The organism is Ruminococcus sp. RTP21358st1_G6_RTP21358_211008, assembly GCF_040908885.1.
Classification (GTDB): Bacteria; Bacillota; Clostridia; order Lachnospirales; family Lachnospiraceae; genus Blautia_A; species Blautia_A faecis.
Window position 1 is genome coordinate 1 of sequence record NZ_JBDGDM010000069.1, and the last position, 17,458, is coordinate 17,458.

General features: G+C 44.0%; 16 protein-coding genes and 1 pseudogene. 13 read left to right on the forward strand and 4 right to left on the reverse strand.

Going from position 1 to position 17,458, the window contains the following annotated elements:
- The coding region (locus AB5Z12_RS19065) for an amino acid ABC transporter ATP-binding protein (RefSeq protein ID WP_368368735.1) at positions 1-446 on the forward strand (446 nt) is incomplete at its 5' end.
- Between the two features lie 86 nt (positions 447-532).
- On the opposite strand, the gene AB5Z12_RS19070 is transcribed toward AB5Z12_RS19065, so the two are convergent.
- Positions 533-943 (reverse strand): CBS domain-containing protein, encoded by a 411-nt coding sequence (locus AB5Z12_RS19070; RefSeq protein WP_148461119.1) that lies wholly within the window; start codon positions 941-943, stop codon positions 533-535.
- Positions 944-963: 20 nt separating this feature from the next.
- Complete coding sequence (gene asnA / locus AB5Z12_RS19075; protein ID WP_118578181.1) at positions 964-1,971, reverse strand: aspartate--ammonia ligase; 1,008 nt, start codon at positions 1,969-1,971, stop codon at positions 964-966.
- 256 nt (positions 1,972-2,227) lie between these two features.
- On the opposite strand from asnA, the gene AB5Z12_RS19080 reads away from it, so the two are divergent.
- Positions 2,228-3,124 (forward strand): hypothetical protein, encoded by an 897-nt coding sequence (locus tag AB5Z12_RS19080; RefSeq protein WP_173734846.1) that lies wholly within the window; start codon positions 2,228-2,230, stop codon positions 3,122-3,124.
- Here the strand turns inward: AB5Z12_RS19080 and AB5Z12_RS19085 are convergent.
- A pseudogene (locus tag AB5Z12_RS19085) lies at positions 3,111-3,305 on the reverse strand (DUF6783 domain-containing protein); the annotation flags it as partial. The gene AB5Z12_RS19080 and the pseudogene AB5Z12_RS19085 overlap by 14 nt on opposite strands.
- Here AB5Z12_RS19085 and AB5Z12_RS19090 point away from each other — a divergent pair.
- Positions 3,243-3,386, forward strand: a complete 144-nt coding sequence (locus tag AB5Z12_RS19090; RefSeq protein ID WP_306467718.1) for a DUF6783 domain-containing protein — start codon at positions 3,243-3,245, stop codon at positions 3,384-3,386. The pseudogene AB5Z12_RS19085 and the gene AB5Z12_RS19090 sit on opposite strands and share 63 nt — an antisense overlap.
- On the opposite strand, the gene arcC is transcribed toward AB5Z12_RS19090, so the two are convergent.
- Positions 3,373-4,305, reverse strand: a complete 933-nt coding sequence (arcC, locus tag AB5Z12_RS19095) for a carbamate kinase (RefSeq protein ID WP_148461122.1) — start codon at positions 4,303-4,305, stop codon at positions 3,373-3,375. The genes AB5Z12_RS19090 and arcC overlap by 14 nt on opposite strands.
- A gap of 691 nt (positions 4,306-4,996) precedes the next feature.
- Between arcC and AB5Z12_RS19100 the strand changes: the two genes are divergently transcribed.
- From AB5Z12_RS19100 to pknB, 10 genes are all read left to right on the forward strand, one after another.
- Entirely contained in the window at positions 4,997-6,658 is a 1,662-nt protein-coding gene (locus tag AB5Z12_RS19100) for a DUF11 domain-containing protein (protein WP_148461123.1), read from the forward strand.
- Positions 6,659-6,897: 239 nt separating this feature from the next.
- A complete protein-coding gene (locus tag AB5Z12_RS19105; protein ID WP_148461124.1) occupies positions 6,898-8,355 on the forward strand; it encodes a UDP-N-acetylmuramoyl-L-alanyl-D-glutamate--2,6-diaminopimelate ligase in 1,458 nt (485 codons plus the stop codon).
- Between the two features lie 3 nt (positions 8,356-8,358).
- Positions 8,359-10,587: a primosomal protein N' gene (priA, locus tag AB5Z12_RS19110; protein WP_173716053.1), complete on the forward strand. Its 2,229-nt coding sequence runs from the start codon at positions 8,359-8,361 to the stop codon at positions 10,585-10,587.
- Positions 10,588-10,680: 93 nt separating this feature from the next.
- The gene (def, locus tag AB5Z12_RS19115; RefSeq protein ID WP_118578240.1) at positions 10,681-11,163 is read left to right on the forward strand and encodes a peptide deformylase; all 483 of its coding nucleotides are present in this window, start codon (positions 10,681-10,683) and stop codon (positions 11,161-11,163) included.
- Positions 11,164-12,120, forward strand: coding sequence for a methionyl-tRNA formyltransferase (gene fmt, locus AB5Z12_RS19120; RefSeq protein WP_148461126.1), 957 nt, complete (start codon positions 11,164-11,166; stop codon positions 12,118-12,120).
- 4 nt (positions 12,121-12,124) lie between these two features.
- Positions 12,125-12,838 carry a zinc metallopeptidase gene (locus AB5Z12_RS19125; RefSeq protein ID WP_148461127.1) on the forward strand — a complete coding sequence of 238 codons (714 nt, stop codon included), beginning with the start codon at positions 12,125-12,127 and terminating at the stop codon, positions 12,836-12,838.
- Positions 12,831-14,180, forward strand: a complete 1,350-nt coding sequence (gene rsmB / locus AB5Z12_RS19130) for a 16S rRNA (cytosine(967)-C(5))-methyltransferase RsmB (RefSeq protein WP_148461128.1) — start codon at positions 12,831-12,833, stop codon at positions 14,178-14,180. The genes AB5Z12_RS19125 and rsmB overlap by 8 nt, the downstream gene beginning before the upstream one ends.
- Before the next feature lie 10 nt (positions 14,181-14,190).
- A complete protein-coding gene (rlmN, locus tag AB5Z12_RS19135; protein WP_148461129.1) occupies positions 14,191-15,231 on the forward strand; it encodes a 23S rRNA (adenine(2503)-C(2))-methyltransferase RlmN in 1,041 nt (346 codons plus the stop codon).
- 61 nt (positions 15,232-15,292) lie between these two features.
- Entirely contained in the window at positions 15,293-16,039 is a 747-nt protein-coding gene (locus AB5Z12_RS19140) for a Stp1/IreP family PP2C-type Ser/Thr phosphatase (RefSeq protein WP_118578191.1), read from the forward strand.
- Positions 16,033-17,458, forward strand: a 1,426-nt coding sequence (gene pknB, locus AB5Z12_RS19145) for a Stk1 family PASTA domain-containing Ser/Thr kinase (protein WP_368368736.1), incomplete at its 3' end; no start/stop codon positions are given. The genes AB5Z12_RS19140 and pknB, both read left to right, overlap by 7 nt.

The window sequence follows — 17,458 nt, forward strand, 5'->3', positions numbered from 1 at the left end:
CGGTAAAGCAGAATATTATGATGGCACCGGTTGCCCTGAAACTGATGACAAAGGAAGAGGCTTCCAGACGTGCGGACGAGCTTCTTGCTCGTGTGGGACTTCCAGATAAGGCAAATGCTTATCCGGATATGCTTTCCGGTGGTCAGAAGCAGCGTATTGCCATTGCAAGATCCCTTGCCATGAATCCGGATGTTATGCTTTTTGACGAGCCTACTTCTGCACTGGATCCGGAGATGGTTGGAGAGGTTCTGGAGCTGATGAAAGAGCTTGCAAAGAGCGGCATGACTATGGTTGTAGTTACTCACGAGATGGGATTTGCAAGAGAGGTTGCAACAAGAGTTTTATTTATTGATGACGGCAAAATTCAGGAACAGAATGCGCCGAAGGAGTTTTTTGAAAATCCGCAGAATCCGCGATTGAAGGAATTTTTGTCTAAGGTTCTGTAAAAAGAAAAAAGACAACCTTTTCCATTGGTTTAAATGGGACTGAGGTTGTCTTTTTTTTGTGTGAAAAAACGCGGTGATTTAAAATCCTATGCGTTTTTCTTCATTTCTTTATAACAATATTTGATGATTTCTTTCCTTGTGACAATTCCGATAAAGTGATCCTGATCATCTATAACCGGCACAAAGTTCTGGTTGATTGCGCGGTCCAGGAGATCCTCCATGTCGCAGTCAACGTGTACCGGTTTGTAGGTGGCTCTTCTGGAGATAGCCATAACTGGTACTTCCTCGGCTGTTTTCATATCCGTGATGTTCAGATTTTTCATTCCCCAGAGAAGATCACCCTCAGAAATAGTACCTACGTATTTTCCATCTGGATTCAGAATAGGAATACAGGAAAATTTCCGGTGTTCCATTTTCTCAAGAGTCTGCCTCAAAGTTTCATTCTCGAAAATGTAGGCAATATCACTTTTCGGTGTTAAGAAAAAAAGTATATTCAATTTGATCCCTCGATTCTATTTTACAGAAGTGGAATACCGCCTTTAGCAGCTTCTTCCTGCATTTCCTTAGGCCACAGGGAAACATGTACTTCTCCAATATGAGCCTTGCGCAGGAAGAACATACAGATACGGGATTGACCGATACCGCCGCCGATTGTGTATGGAAGTTCTTTATTCAGAATGGCCTTCTGGAACGGGAGCTCTCTGCGGTCGTCACAGCCGGCTTCTGTAAGCTGTTTGTCAAGTGCTGTCTCGTCTACACGGATACCCATGGAAGAAAGTTCAAGGGCAATGTCCAGTACAGGATAGTATACCAGAATATCGCCGTTTAATTCCCAGTCATCATAGTCTGGAGCACGTCCGTCGTGGCGCTCGCCATTTGTCAGTTTCTTACCTACCTGCATAAGGAAAACAGCGCCTTTTTCTTTGACGATCTTGTATTCTCTTTCCTTAGGGGTAAGATCCGGATACATGTCTACAAGCTCTTCTGTGGAGACAAATGCAATCTCTCTTGGAAGAATTTCTTCTATGTAGTCATACTGTACTGCCATGTATTTCTCTGTCTTGCGGAGTACGCTGTAGATAGTACGGACAGTGTTAATGAGAGTTTCTACATTTCTCTCTTCTTTGGTGATGATCTTCTCCCAGTCCCACTGGTCTACATAGATGGAATGGATGTTGTCAACATCCTCATCACGGCGGATGGCAACCATATCGGTGTATAAGCCCTCACCTACAGAGAAACCATATTTCTTCAGTGCATAACGCTTCCATTTTGCAAGAGAATGTACGATTTCAGCGTTGCAGTCCATGCCTTTGATGTCAAAGCTTACCGGACGCTCCACGCCGTTCAGGTTATCATTGAGGCCGGAACTTGGATCTACAAATATAGGTGCGGAGACACGCAGAAGGTTCAGCTTCTGTGCAAGTGTCTGCTGGAAAAAATCTTTCACAGTTTTAATTGCTACCTGAGTATCATGAAGATTAAGGTCTGCATGATAGCCCATAGGAATTTTTAATTGTTCCATGGGAATCCTCCTTGTTGATTGTGTTAATCTCTGTTTTCTGTTCACGATAATGTTCTGTGGTTACTAAAACGTGAACAGGAACAATCTCGGTTTATTATAACAGGTATTTTCCCGCTTGGCAATTTAGACCTTGCAAGAAATATGCAAAAAAGATACAATAAAAGACAAAGAATGTGATGATTTTTCCCTGTTGGAGCAAAAACAGGAATTACAGGTTGTGGTGAAACAGAATAACCAGAGAACCGGGAGGATGTCTATGGAGAAAAAAAGGTGCCAGGTCTGCGATGGGCCTGTTGTAAATGGCAGATGTAAGCTGTGTGGAATGCCTTATAGAAATGATGAGACTTTGTATCATCTGAATGAGAACAGAAGTGACCATTACCGTCATGCTACCAGCCGGGCGCGGGCAATCATGCGCCAGGAGGAAATCCCGCTGGGAGATAAGAAGGCTGGAAGTGCTGCATATAAGACCGGGACCGGAACAGGCGTGGCAGGAGCCGGAAATAAACATGATCAGAAAACGGGAACACGAAGCTCTAAGTCACTGGCTGGTGCAGGCACAGGGAATTCTTATAATAAGGGAAATGTGAAAGCAGGAAGTATATATGGAGGAGGCACTGGTGCTGATAAGAATGGAAATAAGGTCTCTGTCCCTGCTGGGAGTTATAATTCCAAGAGCAGACAAAGTACAGCTGGAACTTACAGCGCTGCAGCTAAAAAAAGCAGTGTTTACACCCAGAAACCGGTAAAAAAGAAAAAAGGATCCCTTCTTGGATGGCTCATGGTCCTGGTGATCATCTGCGCAAGCTTACCGGAAATCCGGGATTCCCTGAAGGACAGCCTTGCTCCGATACTTGAAGAAGAATTTGGAGATATGTTCAGTTCTGGGGCTGATTCAGCCTCTTATAAACTGATGGCAGGAGATGTGCTGGAGGTTGGAGAAAATGTGGATGGAGGCATTGTCCCAGGATATTACATTGCTTCCTGTTCAAATGGTTTTGTAAGTTTTATGATCATGGGAGAAGAGGGTGAAAACGGAAGCATGACAGTGACAGATGGCGTGGAGCGTAAGATTACCCTGAAAGAGGGAGATCTGATCGGAATCATAAATACAGAGTCAGAAGATTCCGCATTGATGCTTACTGCTCGTTAAGATTGGGGAAATAATAGTAAAAAATAGTAAAAAAAGGAACCTCGTCAGATGAGTACTTATTTCGTCGGAGGTTTCTTTTTGTATGTTTAGAGCGTGTTTGAAAAATCATTCCCGCAATATGCACGCCCCACTTTGCGGGAAATTTCACCCGAATTCGGTTGCCGCAGCCCGCTACAGCGCCCTTATCCGGGTGAAATCTCCCACAAATTGTGACGCACATATTGTGGAAAGCCTTTTGCAAACAGGCTCTAGCGGATGGTAGTTCCTGTTTTTCCTTCATAGCCCTCTTTGGCATGAGCCATATCAGTAATCACAGTGCTCCGGCCTTCCCCTTTCTCGATAAAGGAAATACCTGCTTCGATTTTGGGAAGCATGGAACCGGAAGCAAACTGGTTCTCTTCAATGTATTTCTTAGCGTCCGCTACAGTGATGCTGCCAAGCTTCTGCTCATTTACCTGACCGTGGTTCAGACTTACGTTCTCTACACTTGTGAGAATCAGAAGAGTATCGGCATTTAATTCTTCTGCAAGAAGTCCTGCGGCAAGATCTTTCTCAATGATGGCACTGGCACCGTGAAGGTTGATGCCCTGCTCAAGCACTGGAATTCCACCGCCGCCGGCTGCGATAACAACCTGGTCTGCATTGAGAAGTGCTCGTATAGTCTCAAGCTCTACGATTCTCTGTGGCTTCGGAGCTGCTACGATTCGTCTGTATCCGCCATCAGCAAGTCTGGTGACAAAGTTTCCTTTTTCTTCCTCTGCTTCAGCTTCTTCCTCAGTGAGAACACGTCCGATAATTTTCTCCGGATCTGCAAAAGCGTCGTCATATGGATCAATAACAGTCTGGGTAAGAATGGTAGCAACAGGTTTGTAAATTCCGCGGCTGATAAATTCAGAGCGGATCGCATTCTGAAGGTCATATCCAATGTAGCCCTGGCTCATTGCGGAGCAGACTGACATAGGAGCGAATGTATAATCCGGGTGTGTCTTTCCAAATTCATTCATTGCAGTGTGGATCATGCCAATCTGTGGGCCATTGCTGTGGGAGATTACCACCTTGGCACCCTCTTCAACAAGATCTGCGATTGCTTTTGCTGCGGCTTTGGTGGCTACTTTCTGCTCTGGAAGTGTGGTGCCGAGAGCTCTGTGACCTAATGCAACTACTACGATTTTTTCACTCATAGGAGATACCTCGTTTCTGTCAAGAATATAATGCGGATATCAGAGTTAAGTGGATTACTGTGAAAGTATTCACAGCAACATGAATGATTTCTCCGGACATCCTTGTGTAATATCTTCCATTATAAAAGCTAAGGGTGGGAATTGCAATAGAAAAGTCCTTGAAACAGGAAAAGCCATCCGCATCAGGCAGATGGCTCATTTCCTATATTTTTGAGGGGGGAGATAGAGAGTGGTTTTTCATCTATCCGAAATTCATTATATCGGCAATTTGTGAGGAAAATGTGTCTCAAATCTAAAAGAAATCGAAAAAATATGAAATGAAAATAAAATCCGACCCTTTATTGCATTTAAAGACCAAGTGTGGTAAAGTAAACCTATCTTGTTTCTGCATTCTGCAGAAAAGAATTTCTACCGCGCCGGTTCGGCGCAAGATAACCCGTTTTTTGAAGGAAACCTGTTAACCTGGGCGTTTTATACGCTTTTTTGAAAATGGATGCATACAATGGCAAGGCAAATTTGCTTCGGAATGCTGTGAATAGGATCTGTTTAAGTGAGAAAGGTGTGATTCCCATGTGCTGTCAGTGACTCATTTATATGGTGATGTCGCCAGTAGGCGGCAAGTCCGTTTTGTAAAATAGTAGTTTAATAACAGAGATTAGTGAAAAATAGGGGTAGAAAAGGAGAAGTTATAATGAAAAACAGAATATGGAAAAAGATACTGGCAGTGGGAGTAAGTCTGCTTGCAGAAGCTGGGATGCTGGTTGGATGCACGGCGCAGCCGGCAGTGGCATATGGAGCAGAAATGGAAGGCGGGTTATCTGTTGTCCAAGATGCGGCATGGACAGATTTACAGAAATTTCAGGCGGTGATTTCTGTAAAGGCAGATGGGCTGGCGTCACTTACGTGGGAAAATGAAAACCAGGAATATGAAAGTGGCGATGAAAATTTATTCAGCAGTGGAAATCAGGACGGGAGCCTGGAAAATGATCAATATGATTTTTCGGATGAAACAATATCTCATCCAACATCTTACGAACTGGTAGTCTGGCTTTCTGAATATTTTCAGCCAGATGCTTCGTTTATGGCACCTGAAGGCTGCCTGAAAGAGGAGCTTCCTATCGAGACTGCTGACGGAAGATCCAGCAGTATAACCGGATTCCGCTGGAAAATAAATTCGGGAGAACAGGGCAAACAGCTGAAAATTCCGGTTACCTTGCGGGATGAATATCGTTTTCCAGCAGAAAAACATACAGTTCCTACCTGTCAGGATATTTTGCATGCAAATGGTGCTATAAGCGGAGAAGAAAATGGAGGCGGAGTTTACATTGTAAAAAAAGTGGAAAATGAAAAAAACATTTTGTGTAAAGCCTTATCTAAGAGTTTGGAGATACCAGCTGCACACATGGATTTTTCAGTGGAGATGGAAGCCAAGGAAAAGGCGCTTTATACTGGAAAACGCATTCATATGGCAGTGAATCTGACAAATAATGGTCAGGTACCTTTTTATAAAATTTCCCTTCAGGCCAAAGTAAAAGAACAGGAACTGGTACCTGTGTGGGAAAAGGAGCCTGGCCTTGAAGTTTCGGAAAGTGGTGCAGTGCTGGAAAGCCTTTCCGCAGGGGAAACACGAATCCTGTCTTTTTATATAGATCCGGACATGGATCAGAAAAGTAATCTGGAGCTGGAGCTTTTTGCAAAAACAGAAAATCCGGTTTCGTTGGAGAAAGCAGCAGAAAAACAGTTAACATTACAGCAGGGAAAAGCCTCTTTTACGGTAAAGAAAACAGCTGACTGCGACAACGCCAGCCCTGGGGAGACTGTGACTTATCAGATCAGTATTCACAATACCGGGGAGGTGACTCTGCATTCCGTAGTTACTACAGAACGTTTCGGGCTTGCCGGAGTAACAGCTACTTTTCAGGAACAGAGAGGTATAACCCTGAATAAAAGCAGGACTCAGGCGAAAATCCAGGAAATCGCACCTGGTGGCTGTGTGAATTTAAAGGCAAAAGTTGTACTTCCAAAAGATCTGAAAGACCAGAATCTGATGAATCAGATTATTGTAGTTACTGACGAGACTGGTGAGGAAAGCGCAGTGCGGGATCAGGCAACCATCCGTGTGGAAGATAAGGAGAAGGATGGAAATGGAAGCGGAAACGGAAATGGGGGTGGAAATGGAGATGGAACTGGCATAGGCAGTGGGAATAATGATGGCAGCACAATGGCTGCGTCCACCTCTCCAAAAACAGGGGATACTTCCCACAAAGAGCTGTTTCAGGTACTGATTCTGCTTTCGTTTCTTTTTTCCGCTGTAGCCGCCAGAAGAATGTTTGGAGACAATGCTCACAGATGACCCGTGAATGGAAACTATAATGTGAGGTGAACGGTTACTGTTTTTTAACAGGAAAGATTGAAAACAAATTCTGTGTGTGATATTCTATAAAAGAGTATGCGTTGCTGTATGATGTCATTAGATTAGAGCGTGTTTGAAAAATCATTCCCGCAAATTGTGACACAAATCTTGCAGAAAGTCTTTTTCAAACAAGCTCTGGCGTGATTTTAAAGCAACGTCAATATAGGGAGGCATATATTATGAAATTATCATCCTTATTAGAGAAGTTAGAATACACCTGCGTGCAGGGGAGCACAGAGCAGGAAGTCACTGGTGTTGTTTATGATTCCAGAAAGGTAACAGACGGCTCTCTGTTTATCTGTATCAGAGGTGCTGTTGTAGATGGACATAAATTTATCCCGGATGTGACAGCAAAAGGGGCTAAAGTTCTGGTAGTAGAAGAGGAGGTTTCTGCACCGTCGGATGTTACGGTTATCCAGGTGACAGACACCAGATATGCTATGGCATTTATTTCAGCAGCCTGGTTCGGACATCCGGCAGAGAAGCTGAAAACAATCGGAATTACCGGAACTAAGGGAAAAACTACCACTACCTATATGGTAAAATCCATTCTGGAAAATGCTGGATACAAGGTTGGTCTGATCGGTACTATTGAGGCAATTATCGGAAATAAGATAATACCTGCTTCTAATACCACACCAGAATCCTATGTAGTTCAGGAGTATTTTCACGAAATGGTGGAAGCTGGCTGTGATTGTGTGGTTATGGAAGTTTCCTCACAGGGGCTGATGCTGCATCGTACTCAGGGATTTGTGTTTGATTTTGGAATTTTTACAAATATTGAACCAGATCATATTGGTCCAAACGAGCACAAGGACTTTGACCATTATCTGTCTTGTAAAGCTATGCTTCTCAAGCAGTGCCGCGTAGGAATTGTAAACCGTGATGATGAGCATTTTGACAGAATTGTAGAGGGACATACCTGTACTCTGGAAACCTATGGCTTTTCAAAAGAAGCAGACCTTCGCGCTGAGGATGCCAGACTGATTGGCGGAAAAGGTTATCTTGGAATTTCCTATCAGCTGAAGGGGCTTATGGATTTCCCTGTTGAAATCGACATCCCAGGTAAATTCAGTATTTACAACTCTCTTACCGCTATTGCAATCTGCCGTCATTTTAAGGTTTCCCAGGAAAATATCCTGAAGGCTCTGAAGGTAGCAAAAGTAAAAGGCCGTATTGAGATGGTGAAAGTATCTGATGAATTTACTCTGATGATTGATTATGCACATAATGCAATGGCTTTGGAAAGTCTTCTTACTACATTGCGTGAGTATCATCCACACAGACTGGTCTGCCTGTTTGGTTGTGGCGGAAACCGCTCCAGGCTTCGCCGTTATGAGATGGGAGAAGTTTCCGGTCGTCTGGCAGATCTGACCATCATTACTTCTGATAATCCGCGAGATGAGGAGCCTCAGGCTATTATTGATGACATCAAGGTTGGCATGGCGAAGACAGAAGGTAAATATGTGGAGATTCCAGACCGCAAGGAAGCAATCGCTTATGCCATCCATCACGGAGAACCAGGGGATATTGTGGTGCTGGCTGGTAAAGGTCATGAAGATTACCAGGAAATCAAAGGCAAAAAATATCCTATGGATGAGCGTGTGTTGATCGCTGATATTCTTGCTGGAAAGTAAAACATGACATATGCAGATATTATTGTAGACATTTCCCATGAGAAGCTGGATAAAAGCTTTCAATATCTGGTTCCGGAGAAACTGAAGGAAGAGATACAGGTGGGAATGGTGGTTTCCATTCCATTTGGAAGAGGAAATCATGTGCGCAAGGGATATGTAGTGGGGATTTCTGGTGAGCCTAAAGTAAAGGGAATCCAGCTCAAATCTGTTGCCGGTATTGAAAATGATCAGGAAACCACAGAATCCAGGCTGATCGCGCTGGCAGGGTGGATGAAAGAAAATTACGGCTCTACCATGATCCAGGCTCTGAAAACAGTTCTTCCTATTCAGAAAAAGATGAAAGCCCAGGAAAAAAGGTGGATAACCCTTCTGATTTCCAGAGAAGATGGGGAAAAGCTTCTGGAAGAGCTTAGCATGACCAGATTTAAAGCACGTATCCGCCTTCTGGAAGCACTCTTGCAGAATGAAAATGGGAAAATTGAGACTGCCTGGGCTTCAAAGGAGCTTGGCACTACGGCTTCTGTCCTGAGATATTTTGAAGAACAGGGGATTGCTTCTGTGGAGTCAGATGAAGTGTATAGAAATGCAGTTGCAGATGCAGAGAATATTCCGCATGTGGCACCAGCAGTATTAAGTATATCCCAGCAAATGGCTGTGAATCAGATCTTATCAGAATGGGAACACCCGGATCCGAGACCGGTTCTTCTTCACGGAGTTACCGGCAGTGGAAAAACGGAAGTATATATGGAGCTGATCGATAAGGTGATAAAGGAAGGCGGTCAGGCAATCGTGCTGATTCCGGAAATTGCGCTGACTTATCAGACTGTACGGCGATTTTATGGTCGTTTTGGTGATAAGGTGTCGGTAATTAACTCCAGACTTTCCCTGGGAGAGCGTTATGACCAGTTTAAAAGAGCCAAACAGGGAGAACTGCAGGTTATGGTGGGACCCCGTTCAGCACTTTTTACTCCTTTTGGAAAGCTGAGGCTGATCATTATTGATGAGGAGCATGAATCTTCTTATAAAAGTGAAAACAGTCCAAGGTATCACGCCCGGGAAACGGCTATCCACAGAGCAAAGCTGGAAGGCGCAAGAGTAATTCTTGGTTCTGCAACTCCATCTATGGAAGCGTATTACAGGGCGAAAGAAGGAGAATATGTCCTTGTAAAGCTGGAAGCCAGATTTGAAGAAAGACCTCTTCCCAGGGTATCAATTATTGACATGAGGGAACAACTAAAAAAAGGAAACCGCCTTGCCCTCAGTCTGGAACTGAGAGAAGACCTGAGCCAGTGCCTGAAAAAAGGGGAGCAGGCCATGTTGTTTCTCAACCGCCGTGGCTACGCAGGGTTTGTTTCATGCCGTTCCTGCGGTCATGTAATGAAATGTCCTCACTGTGACGTTTCCTTAAGTGAGCATAATGGCAGAAAGCTGATCTGTCATTATTGTGGTTATGAAACTGTGAAACCGGACAAATGTCCAGTCTGTTCTTCCCCATATATAGGCGGTTTTAAAGCGGGAACCCAGCAGATCCAGCAGGTGGTAGAAAAAGAATTTCCAGAGGCAAGAGTTCTTCGAATGGATTACGACACTACAAGAGCTAAGGGAAGCTATGAAAAAATTCTGTCTGCTTTTTCCAGGCATGAGGCCGATATTTTGATTGGAACCCAGATGATCGTCAAGGGACATGATTTCCCGGATGTTACTCTTGTGGGGATCCTTGCTGCAGATTTATCCCTGAATGCTGATGATTATCGCAGTGGTGAGCGCACTTTTCAGCTTCTTACCCAGGCGGTGGGACGAGCAGGAAGAGGAAGGAAAGAAGGCCATGCCTTGATCCAGACTTATAGTCCGGATCATTACAGCATACAGACAGCTGCAAAGCAGGATTACGAAGAATTTTACCAGGAAGAGATGGGATACCGTCTTCTTATGGATTATCCCCCGGCTGCCCATATGATGGCAGTGCTTGGTTCTTCGGAGGATGAGAAGCTTCTTGAGACAGCCATGCACTATCTTGGTCTGTTTACAGGAAAAATATATGCGGGAAAAGATCTTCATGTGATCGGTCCCGCCCCTGCGTCTGTAGGGAAAGTAAAGGATGTATACAGAAGAGTACTTTATCTGAAACATGAGAATTATGATCTGCTTGTCCGAATAAAGGACAGGCTGGAGGAATATATAGAAATCAATTCCGGCTTCAGAAAAGTTAATATACAATTTGATTTTTCATAAGGCGAAATACCGGAAATAAAGGGCTGCGTTAAGGTGCAGGGCTTTGAAACAACGGGTATTTCCAAATTCAAAGATAAAGGAGATAACACAGAGATGGCACTTAGAACAATCAGAACAGAGGGAGATTCCGTTTTGGAAAAAATCTGCAGACCAGTAGAGAAAATCGACAAACGTACAAAGGATCTGGTAGGAGACATGCTGGAAACCATGTATGACGCATGCGGTGTTGGCCTTGCAGCTCCCCAGGTGGGTATATTAAAGAGAATCGTAGTGATCGATATTGGAGATGGTCCAATTATTCTTATCAATCCGGAAATTCTTATGACATCCGGTGAGCAGACAGGCGAGGAGGGATGTTTAAGTGTTCCGGGAATGTCCGGTCAGGTTACCCGCCCAAATTATGTGAAGGTAAAAGCTCTTGATATGGATATGAATGAGCAGATATATGAAGGAGAAGGACTCCTTGCCCGTGCATTTTGTCATGAGCTGGATCATCTTGACGGAAAAATGTACACACGTCTGGTTGAAGGTGAATTACATCATGTAAGTTATGACAATGAGGAGGAAGAGGAATAAATGAAAATTGTTTATATGGGAACGCCGGATTTTGCAGTTAATCCCCTTCATGCACTGGCTGAAGCTGGCTATGAGGTGACAGGTGTTGTGACCCAGCCGGATAAGCCGAAGGGAAGGGGAAAGAGCATGCTTCCCACTCCTGTAAAGGAAGAGGCATTGAAACATGGGTTCCCGGTTTACCAGCCTGTGAAGGTACGCGATCCGGAATTTTTACAGGTTCTTGAGAAACTGGATCCCGATATTATTGTGGTAGCTGCCTTTGGACAGATCATTCCCAAAAGCATTCTGGAGCTTCCGAAATACGGATGTATTAACATCCATGCATCCCTGCTTCCGAAATACCGCGGTGCAGCTCCTATTCAGCAGGCAGTTATTGATGGGGAAAAGGAGTCAGGTGTTACGATCATGAGAATGGGAACAGGTCTTGATACAGGAGATATGATCTCAAGGATCGTAGTGCCGATTGCAAAAGATGAGACGGGCGGAACTCTGTTTGATAAGCTTGCAGAAGCAGGAGCGAAGCTTCTTGTTGAGACATTGCCTCACATTTTTGATGGCACAGCTGTTTACGAGAAACAGCCGGAGGAAAGCCCTACTCCATATGCCGGTATGATCACCAAACAGATGGGATTGATCAATTTTGGGAAATCAGCCGCGGAACTGGAAAGACTGGTGCGAGGTTTAAACCCGTGGCCAAGCGCATTTACCTTCTGGAATGGAAAAACTTTGAAGGTATGGGAAAGCTTTGTAGTAAAAAGTGAAGAAGCTGGCACAGAAAAGCCAGAACCTGGAACAGTAGTAAAAACGGACAAAAAAGGAATTTACGTGGCTTGCGGTGAGGATGTTCTGGTACTTTCACAGGTACAGTTAGAAGGAAAAAAGAGAATGGATGCGGATGCATTCCTTCGAGGATGTCATATAGAAACCGGAAGCAGATTCACAGATAAAAAGGAGTGATCTTATGTACGGATATGGATATCCTTATGGATTTTATGTTGATCCTACTTATGTATTGCTGATCATTGGAATGGTGCTGGCACTGGCTGCATCTGGAAAGATGAAAAGCACTTTTGCACGTTATCAGCAGGTGCGCAGCCATTCAGGTCTTACAGGAGCTCAGACTGCCCAGAGGATTTTAAATGCAGCCGGAATTTACGACGTAACGATTGTTCCAATTTCCGGAAGCCTTACAGATCATTATGATCCGAGAACAAAGAGGCTGGCACTTTCACAGGACGTATATGGAAGAACTTCTGTGGCAGCTGTATGTGTCGCTGCCCATGAGTGTGGTCATGCCATTCAGCACAATATAAATTATGCACCGCTGAATATCCGTTCAGCTATTGTTCCGGTGGCAAATATCGGATCTTCCCTTTCCTGGCCGATTTTTCTTCTGGGACTGATCTTTTCCATACCGGCACTTACAACTGTAGGAATTGTGCTGTTTTCACTGGCGGTACTGTTTCAGCTTGTAACACTTCCGGTAGAATTCAATGCTTCCTCAAGAGCTTTAAAAATGCTGGAAAGCACAGGAATTTTAAGCCGTGAGGAAAACAAAGGTGCGAAGAAGGTTCTTACAGCGGCAGCCCTTACTTATGTAGCAGCTCTTGCTTCTTCCATTTTACAGCTTCTGAGACTGCTCATACTTTCCGGAGGTAGAAGACGGGATGATTAACGGAATCAATTCCAGGGAGATGATCCTGGAAATTTTACTTGAAATCGAAGAGGGCGAGCATAGCCACGTGGCAATTCGGAATGCCCTTTCCAAATATCAGTTCCTTCCCAAACAGGACCGGGCATTTATTACCCGTGTCTGTGAAGGAACGCTGGAATACCGGATTCAGATTGATTACATTATCAATTCTTTTTCCAAGGTGACAGTTGATAAGATGAAGCCTGCAATCCGGGAAATTTTAAGAAGTGCAGTATATCAGCTGAAATACATGGATAGTGTGCCAGACAGCGCAGTGTGCAATGAGGCTGTGAAGCTGGCGCAAAGAAAAGGTTTTTATAATCTGAAGCCTTTTGTAAATGGTGTTCTTCGTACCATAGCCCGGGAAATGGATCAGGTCCGGTTCCCTCAAAAAGAAGATGATCTGTTGAAATATCTTTCTGTAAAGTATTCCATGCCAGAGGTGCTGGTAACCAGGTGGCTGGAAGCCTATGGAGAAGAAACAACAGAGAAGATACTGGCGGATTTTCTTATGGAACATCCTCTTACCATCAGATGCCGGACTTATCTGAATTCCAAGGAAGAGGTTATAAAAAGCCTGGAAAGTCAGGGCGTTCATGTAGCGCCTGCTCCATATCTGCCTTATGCATACAGCATTTCTGAATTTAACCATATTCTTGCACTGGATGCTTTTATCAAGGGTAAAATCGTCGTGCAGGATGTAAGTTCCATGCTGGTTGCGGAGGTTGCAGATCCGAAGAAGGGCGATTACGTTATTGACGTGTGTGCTGCGCCAGGTGGAAAGAGTCTTCATATGGGAGACAAGATGGAGGGATATGGAACGGTAGATGCAAGAGATGTAAGCCAGTATAAAGTCAATCTGATCGAGGAAAATATCCAACGTACCAATTCTATTAATGTACAGGCAAGAGTGCAGGATGCTACTATTTTTGATCAGGATTCAGAACTGCTTGCAGATGTTGTAATTGCAGATGTACCTTGTTCCGGGTATGGAGTGATCGGCAAGAAGCCGGAAATCAAATACCGTGTTACGCCACAGAAACAGGATGAAATAGTGATTCTGCAGAGAACCATTCTGGATCGCGCAGCAAACTATGTGAAGCCAAGAGGAGAGCTGATCTTCAGTACCTGTACCATTGCAAAAGAAGAAAACGAAGAGAACATGATGTGGTTTTTGAATAATTATCCATTTAAGCTGGAGAGCCTGGATCCTTATCTTCCAGAGGAGCTGCACTCAGAGACAACTGCACTTGGATATCTGCAGCTGCTTCCTGGAGTACATAAGACAGACGGCTTCTTTATTGCGAAATTCAGAAGAAAATAGGAATATAAATATGACAGACATTAAGTCGATGACGAAAGACGAACTGAAAAATCTGATGACCGAACTGGGAGAGAAACCCTTTCGGGCAAAGCAGATCTACAGCTGGTTACATGAACATCTGGTAACCTCTTATGATGAGATGGGAAACATACCAGGAAAATTAAAAGAAAAACTGAAAGACTATCCCATAGCGGCATTGGAAATGGTGGATGAACAGGTTTCTGCCATTGACGGCACAAGAAAGTATCTGTTCCGCCTTTCTGATGGAAATGTGATCGAGAGTGTTCTTATGCGTTATAAGCATGGAAATTCCGTATGTATTTCGTCACAGGTAGGCTGTAAAATGGGGTGCCGTTTTTGTGCTTCCACTATTGGAGGCTGGACAAGAAACCTTCTTCCTTCGGAAATGCTGGATCAGATTTACAGGATCCAGAGCATAACGGGAGAGCGGGTATCTAATGTAGTAGTAATGGGAACTGGCGAACCTATGGATAATTATGATCATATTGTACGCTTTGTACATCTGCTTTCCGATGAAAATGGTCTTAACATCAGCCAGAGGAATATCACCGTATCGACCTGCGGAATTGTTCCAAAAATTTATGAGCTTGCAAAGGAAAAACTGCAGATTACCCTTGCCCTGTCTCTGCATGCACCAAATGATGAAAAAAGACAGGAACTTATGCCTATTGCACAGCGGTACAGTATGGACGAAGTCCTGGATGCATGCCGCAATTATTTTCAGGAGACTGGCAGGAGAATTACTTTTGAATACAGTCTTGTGGCTGGTGTTAATGACAGTGACGAAGATGCAAGAGAGCTGAGCAGCAGAATCCATGATATTAACTGTCATGTAAATCTAATTCCGGTAAACCCTATTAAGGAGCGTTCTTACAGGCGTTCTACGCATCAGGCTGTAGAGAATTTTAAAATAAAACTTGAAAAATGCGGAATTAATGTTACTATTAGAAGGGAAATGGGCAGTGACATAGACGGTGCCTGTGGACAATTACGAAAAAGTTATATAGAAAAAAGTTACGATCCGCAGTAACGAAAAACTGGTGTTTCTATGTTGAACAACAGTACGAAAAGGACAGAAAGCGAGAAGTGACATGAGGGTATATTCAGCTACGAATATAGGAATGAAGCGGAAGATGAACCAGGATTATGTGTTCGCTTCCCAGGACACAGTTGGAAATCTCCCGAACCTCTTTGCTGTTGCTGATGGAATGGGAGGACACAATGCAGGTGATTATGCGTCCTCTCACGCGGTCAGGATACTGGTAGATGAAATCAGGGAGGATACGGATTATAATCCTGTAAAGGTAATCCGTCATGCCATTGAGACTGCGAACACAGAAATTATAGAACAGGCGCAGAAGGATGAGAAGCTTCGTGGAATGGGAACTACTATGGTAGTAGCCACCATTGTAGGTCAGTATGCTTATGTTGCCAATGTGGGAGACAGCAGACTATATGTGGTGGATAAACAGCTGAGGCAGATTACCAGGGATCATTCACTGGTTCAGGAAATGGTAAGAATGGGTGAAATCACTGCTGAGGAGGCAAGAAATCATCCGGATAAAAACATTATCACCAGAGCTCTGGGAGCAGAAAAAACTGTAGACGTGGATTTCTTTGATATGCGTCTGGAACCGGGAAGTACGATCCTGATGTGTTCCGATGGTCTCAGCAATATGGTGGAAGACAAAAAAATGGAAGAAATCATATTGAATTCTGATGAGGATATCACCTGGAAGGGAAATACTCTTATCCAGGAAGCCAACAACAACGGCGGCAAGGATAACATTGCAATCATATTGATAGAACCATTCACGAATGAGGTGGAAACATGTTAAAGACAGGTATGATTATAGCAGAACGCTATGAAATTGTAAGTAAAATCGGTACCGGCGGAATGGCGGACGTATATAAGGCAATGGACCATAAACTGAACCGTTTTGTGGCAGTTAAGGTTCTGAAGCCGGAATTCAGGGAAGATGCAACTTTTGTAAAGAAATTCAGAAGTGAAGCGCAGGCAGCAGCAGGTCTTACCCATCCAAACATAGTAAATGTATTTGATGTAGGCGATGATGAGGGTGTTTATTATATCGTAATGGAGCTGATCGAGGGAATCACTCTTAAGGAGTATATTTCCAAGAAAGGTAAGCTTTCGGTAAAGGAAGCTACCAGTATTGCCATTCAGGTATCTATGGGACTTGAGGCAGCACACAGCCACGGCATTGTACATCGTGATGTGAAGCCTCAGAATATTATTATTTCCACAGACGGCAAAGTAAAGGTAACAGACTTTGGAATTGCAAGAGCTGCTTCTTCCAATACCATCAGCTCCAATGTTATGGGGTCTGTACATTACAGCTCACCGGAGCAGGTACGAGGCGGCTACAGCGATGAGAAGAGTGATATCTACTCACTTGGTATCACCTTATATGAAATGGTAACAGGACGTGTCCCTTTTGACGGAGATACTACAGTTGCCATTGCAATCAAACATCTTCAGGAAGAGATGGTACCGCCAAGTGTTTATTCCCCGGATCTGCCGTACAGTCTGGAACAGATCATTATGAAATGTACCCAGAAGAGTGTGGATCGCAGATATAATAAGATGGAGGATGTGATCGAGGATCTGAAGCATTCTCTTATTGACCCGCAGGGAGATTTTGTGAAGCTTACATCTGTAGATACAGATGCTAAGACGGTTGTAATTTCTGATGAAGAGCTTGGAGAGATCAAGCATACTCCGAAGCAGACTCTTAAGCCGGATATAGAAACTCTGGAAAAAGAACTGAATGAGACAAACTACGATGATGATGACGATTTCGAGTATGATAATAAGGAAGAGAGCTCGAAAGGCTCCAGAAAGAACCGGGATCGTGAACGAAGCAGAGAGCGGGAAGAGAGAGAAAGACGTATCAAAAAGCAGAAAAGAGGCGTCAGTGTAGCTGGAAGTATTATTGCTTTGATCATAGGTGCCGCAGTTCTGATCGCGGTAATTCTTGTTGTGGGAAAGGCAGCAGGTCTGATCGGAGACAGAAAGGATTCTTCTTTGGATCAGCAGAATCAGCAGGCACAGGTTACCCAGGCTGCTGACGAAGATGATGGTATGGTACCAGTACCTGATCTTATCGGTAAGACAGAGGCTGAGGCACAGGAACTTTGCGCTTCTGTAAATATCGGAATGACCTACAAAGGTGAAGAGGCTTCCACACAGGAAAAAGGCAAGATTTCTTCACAGGATCCTGTACAGGGAACAAAGG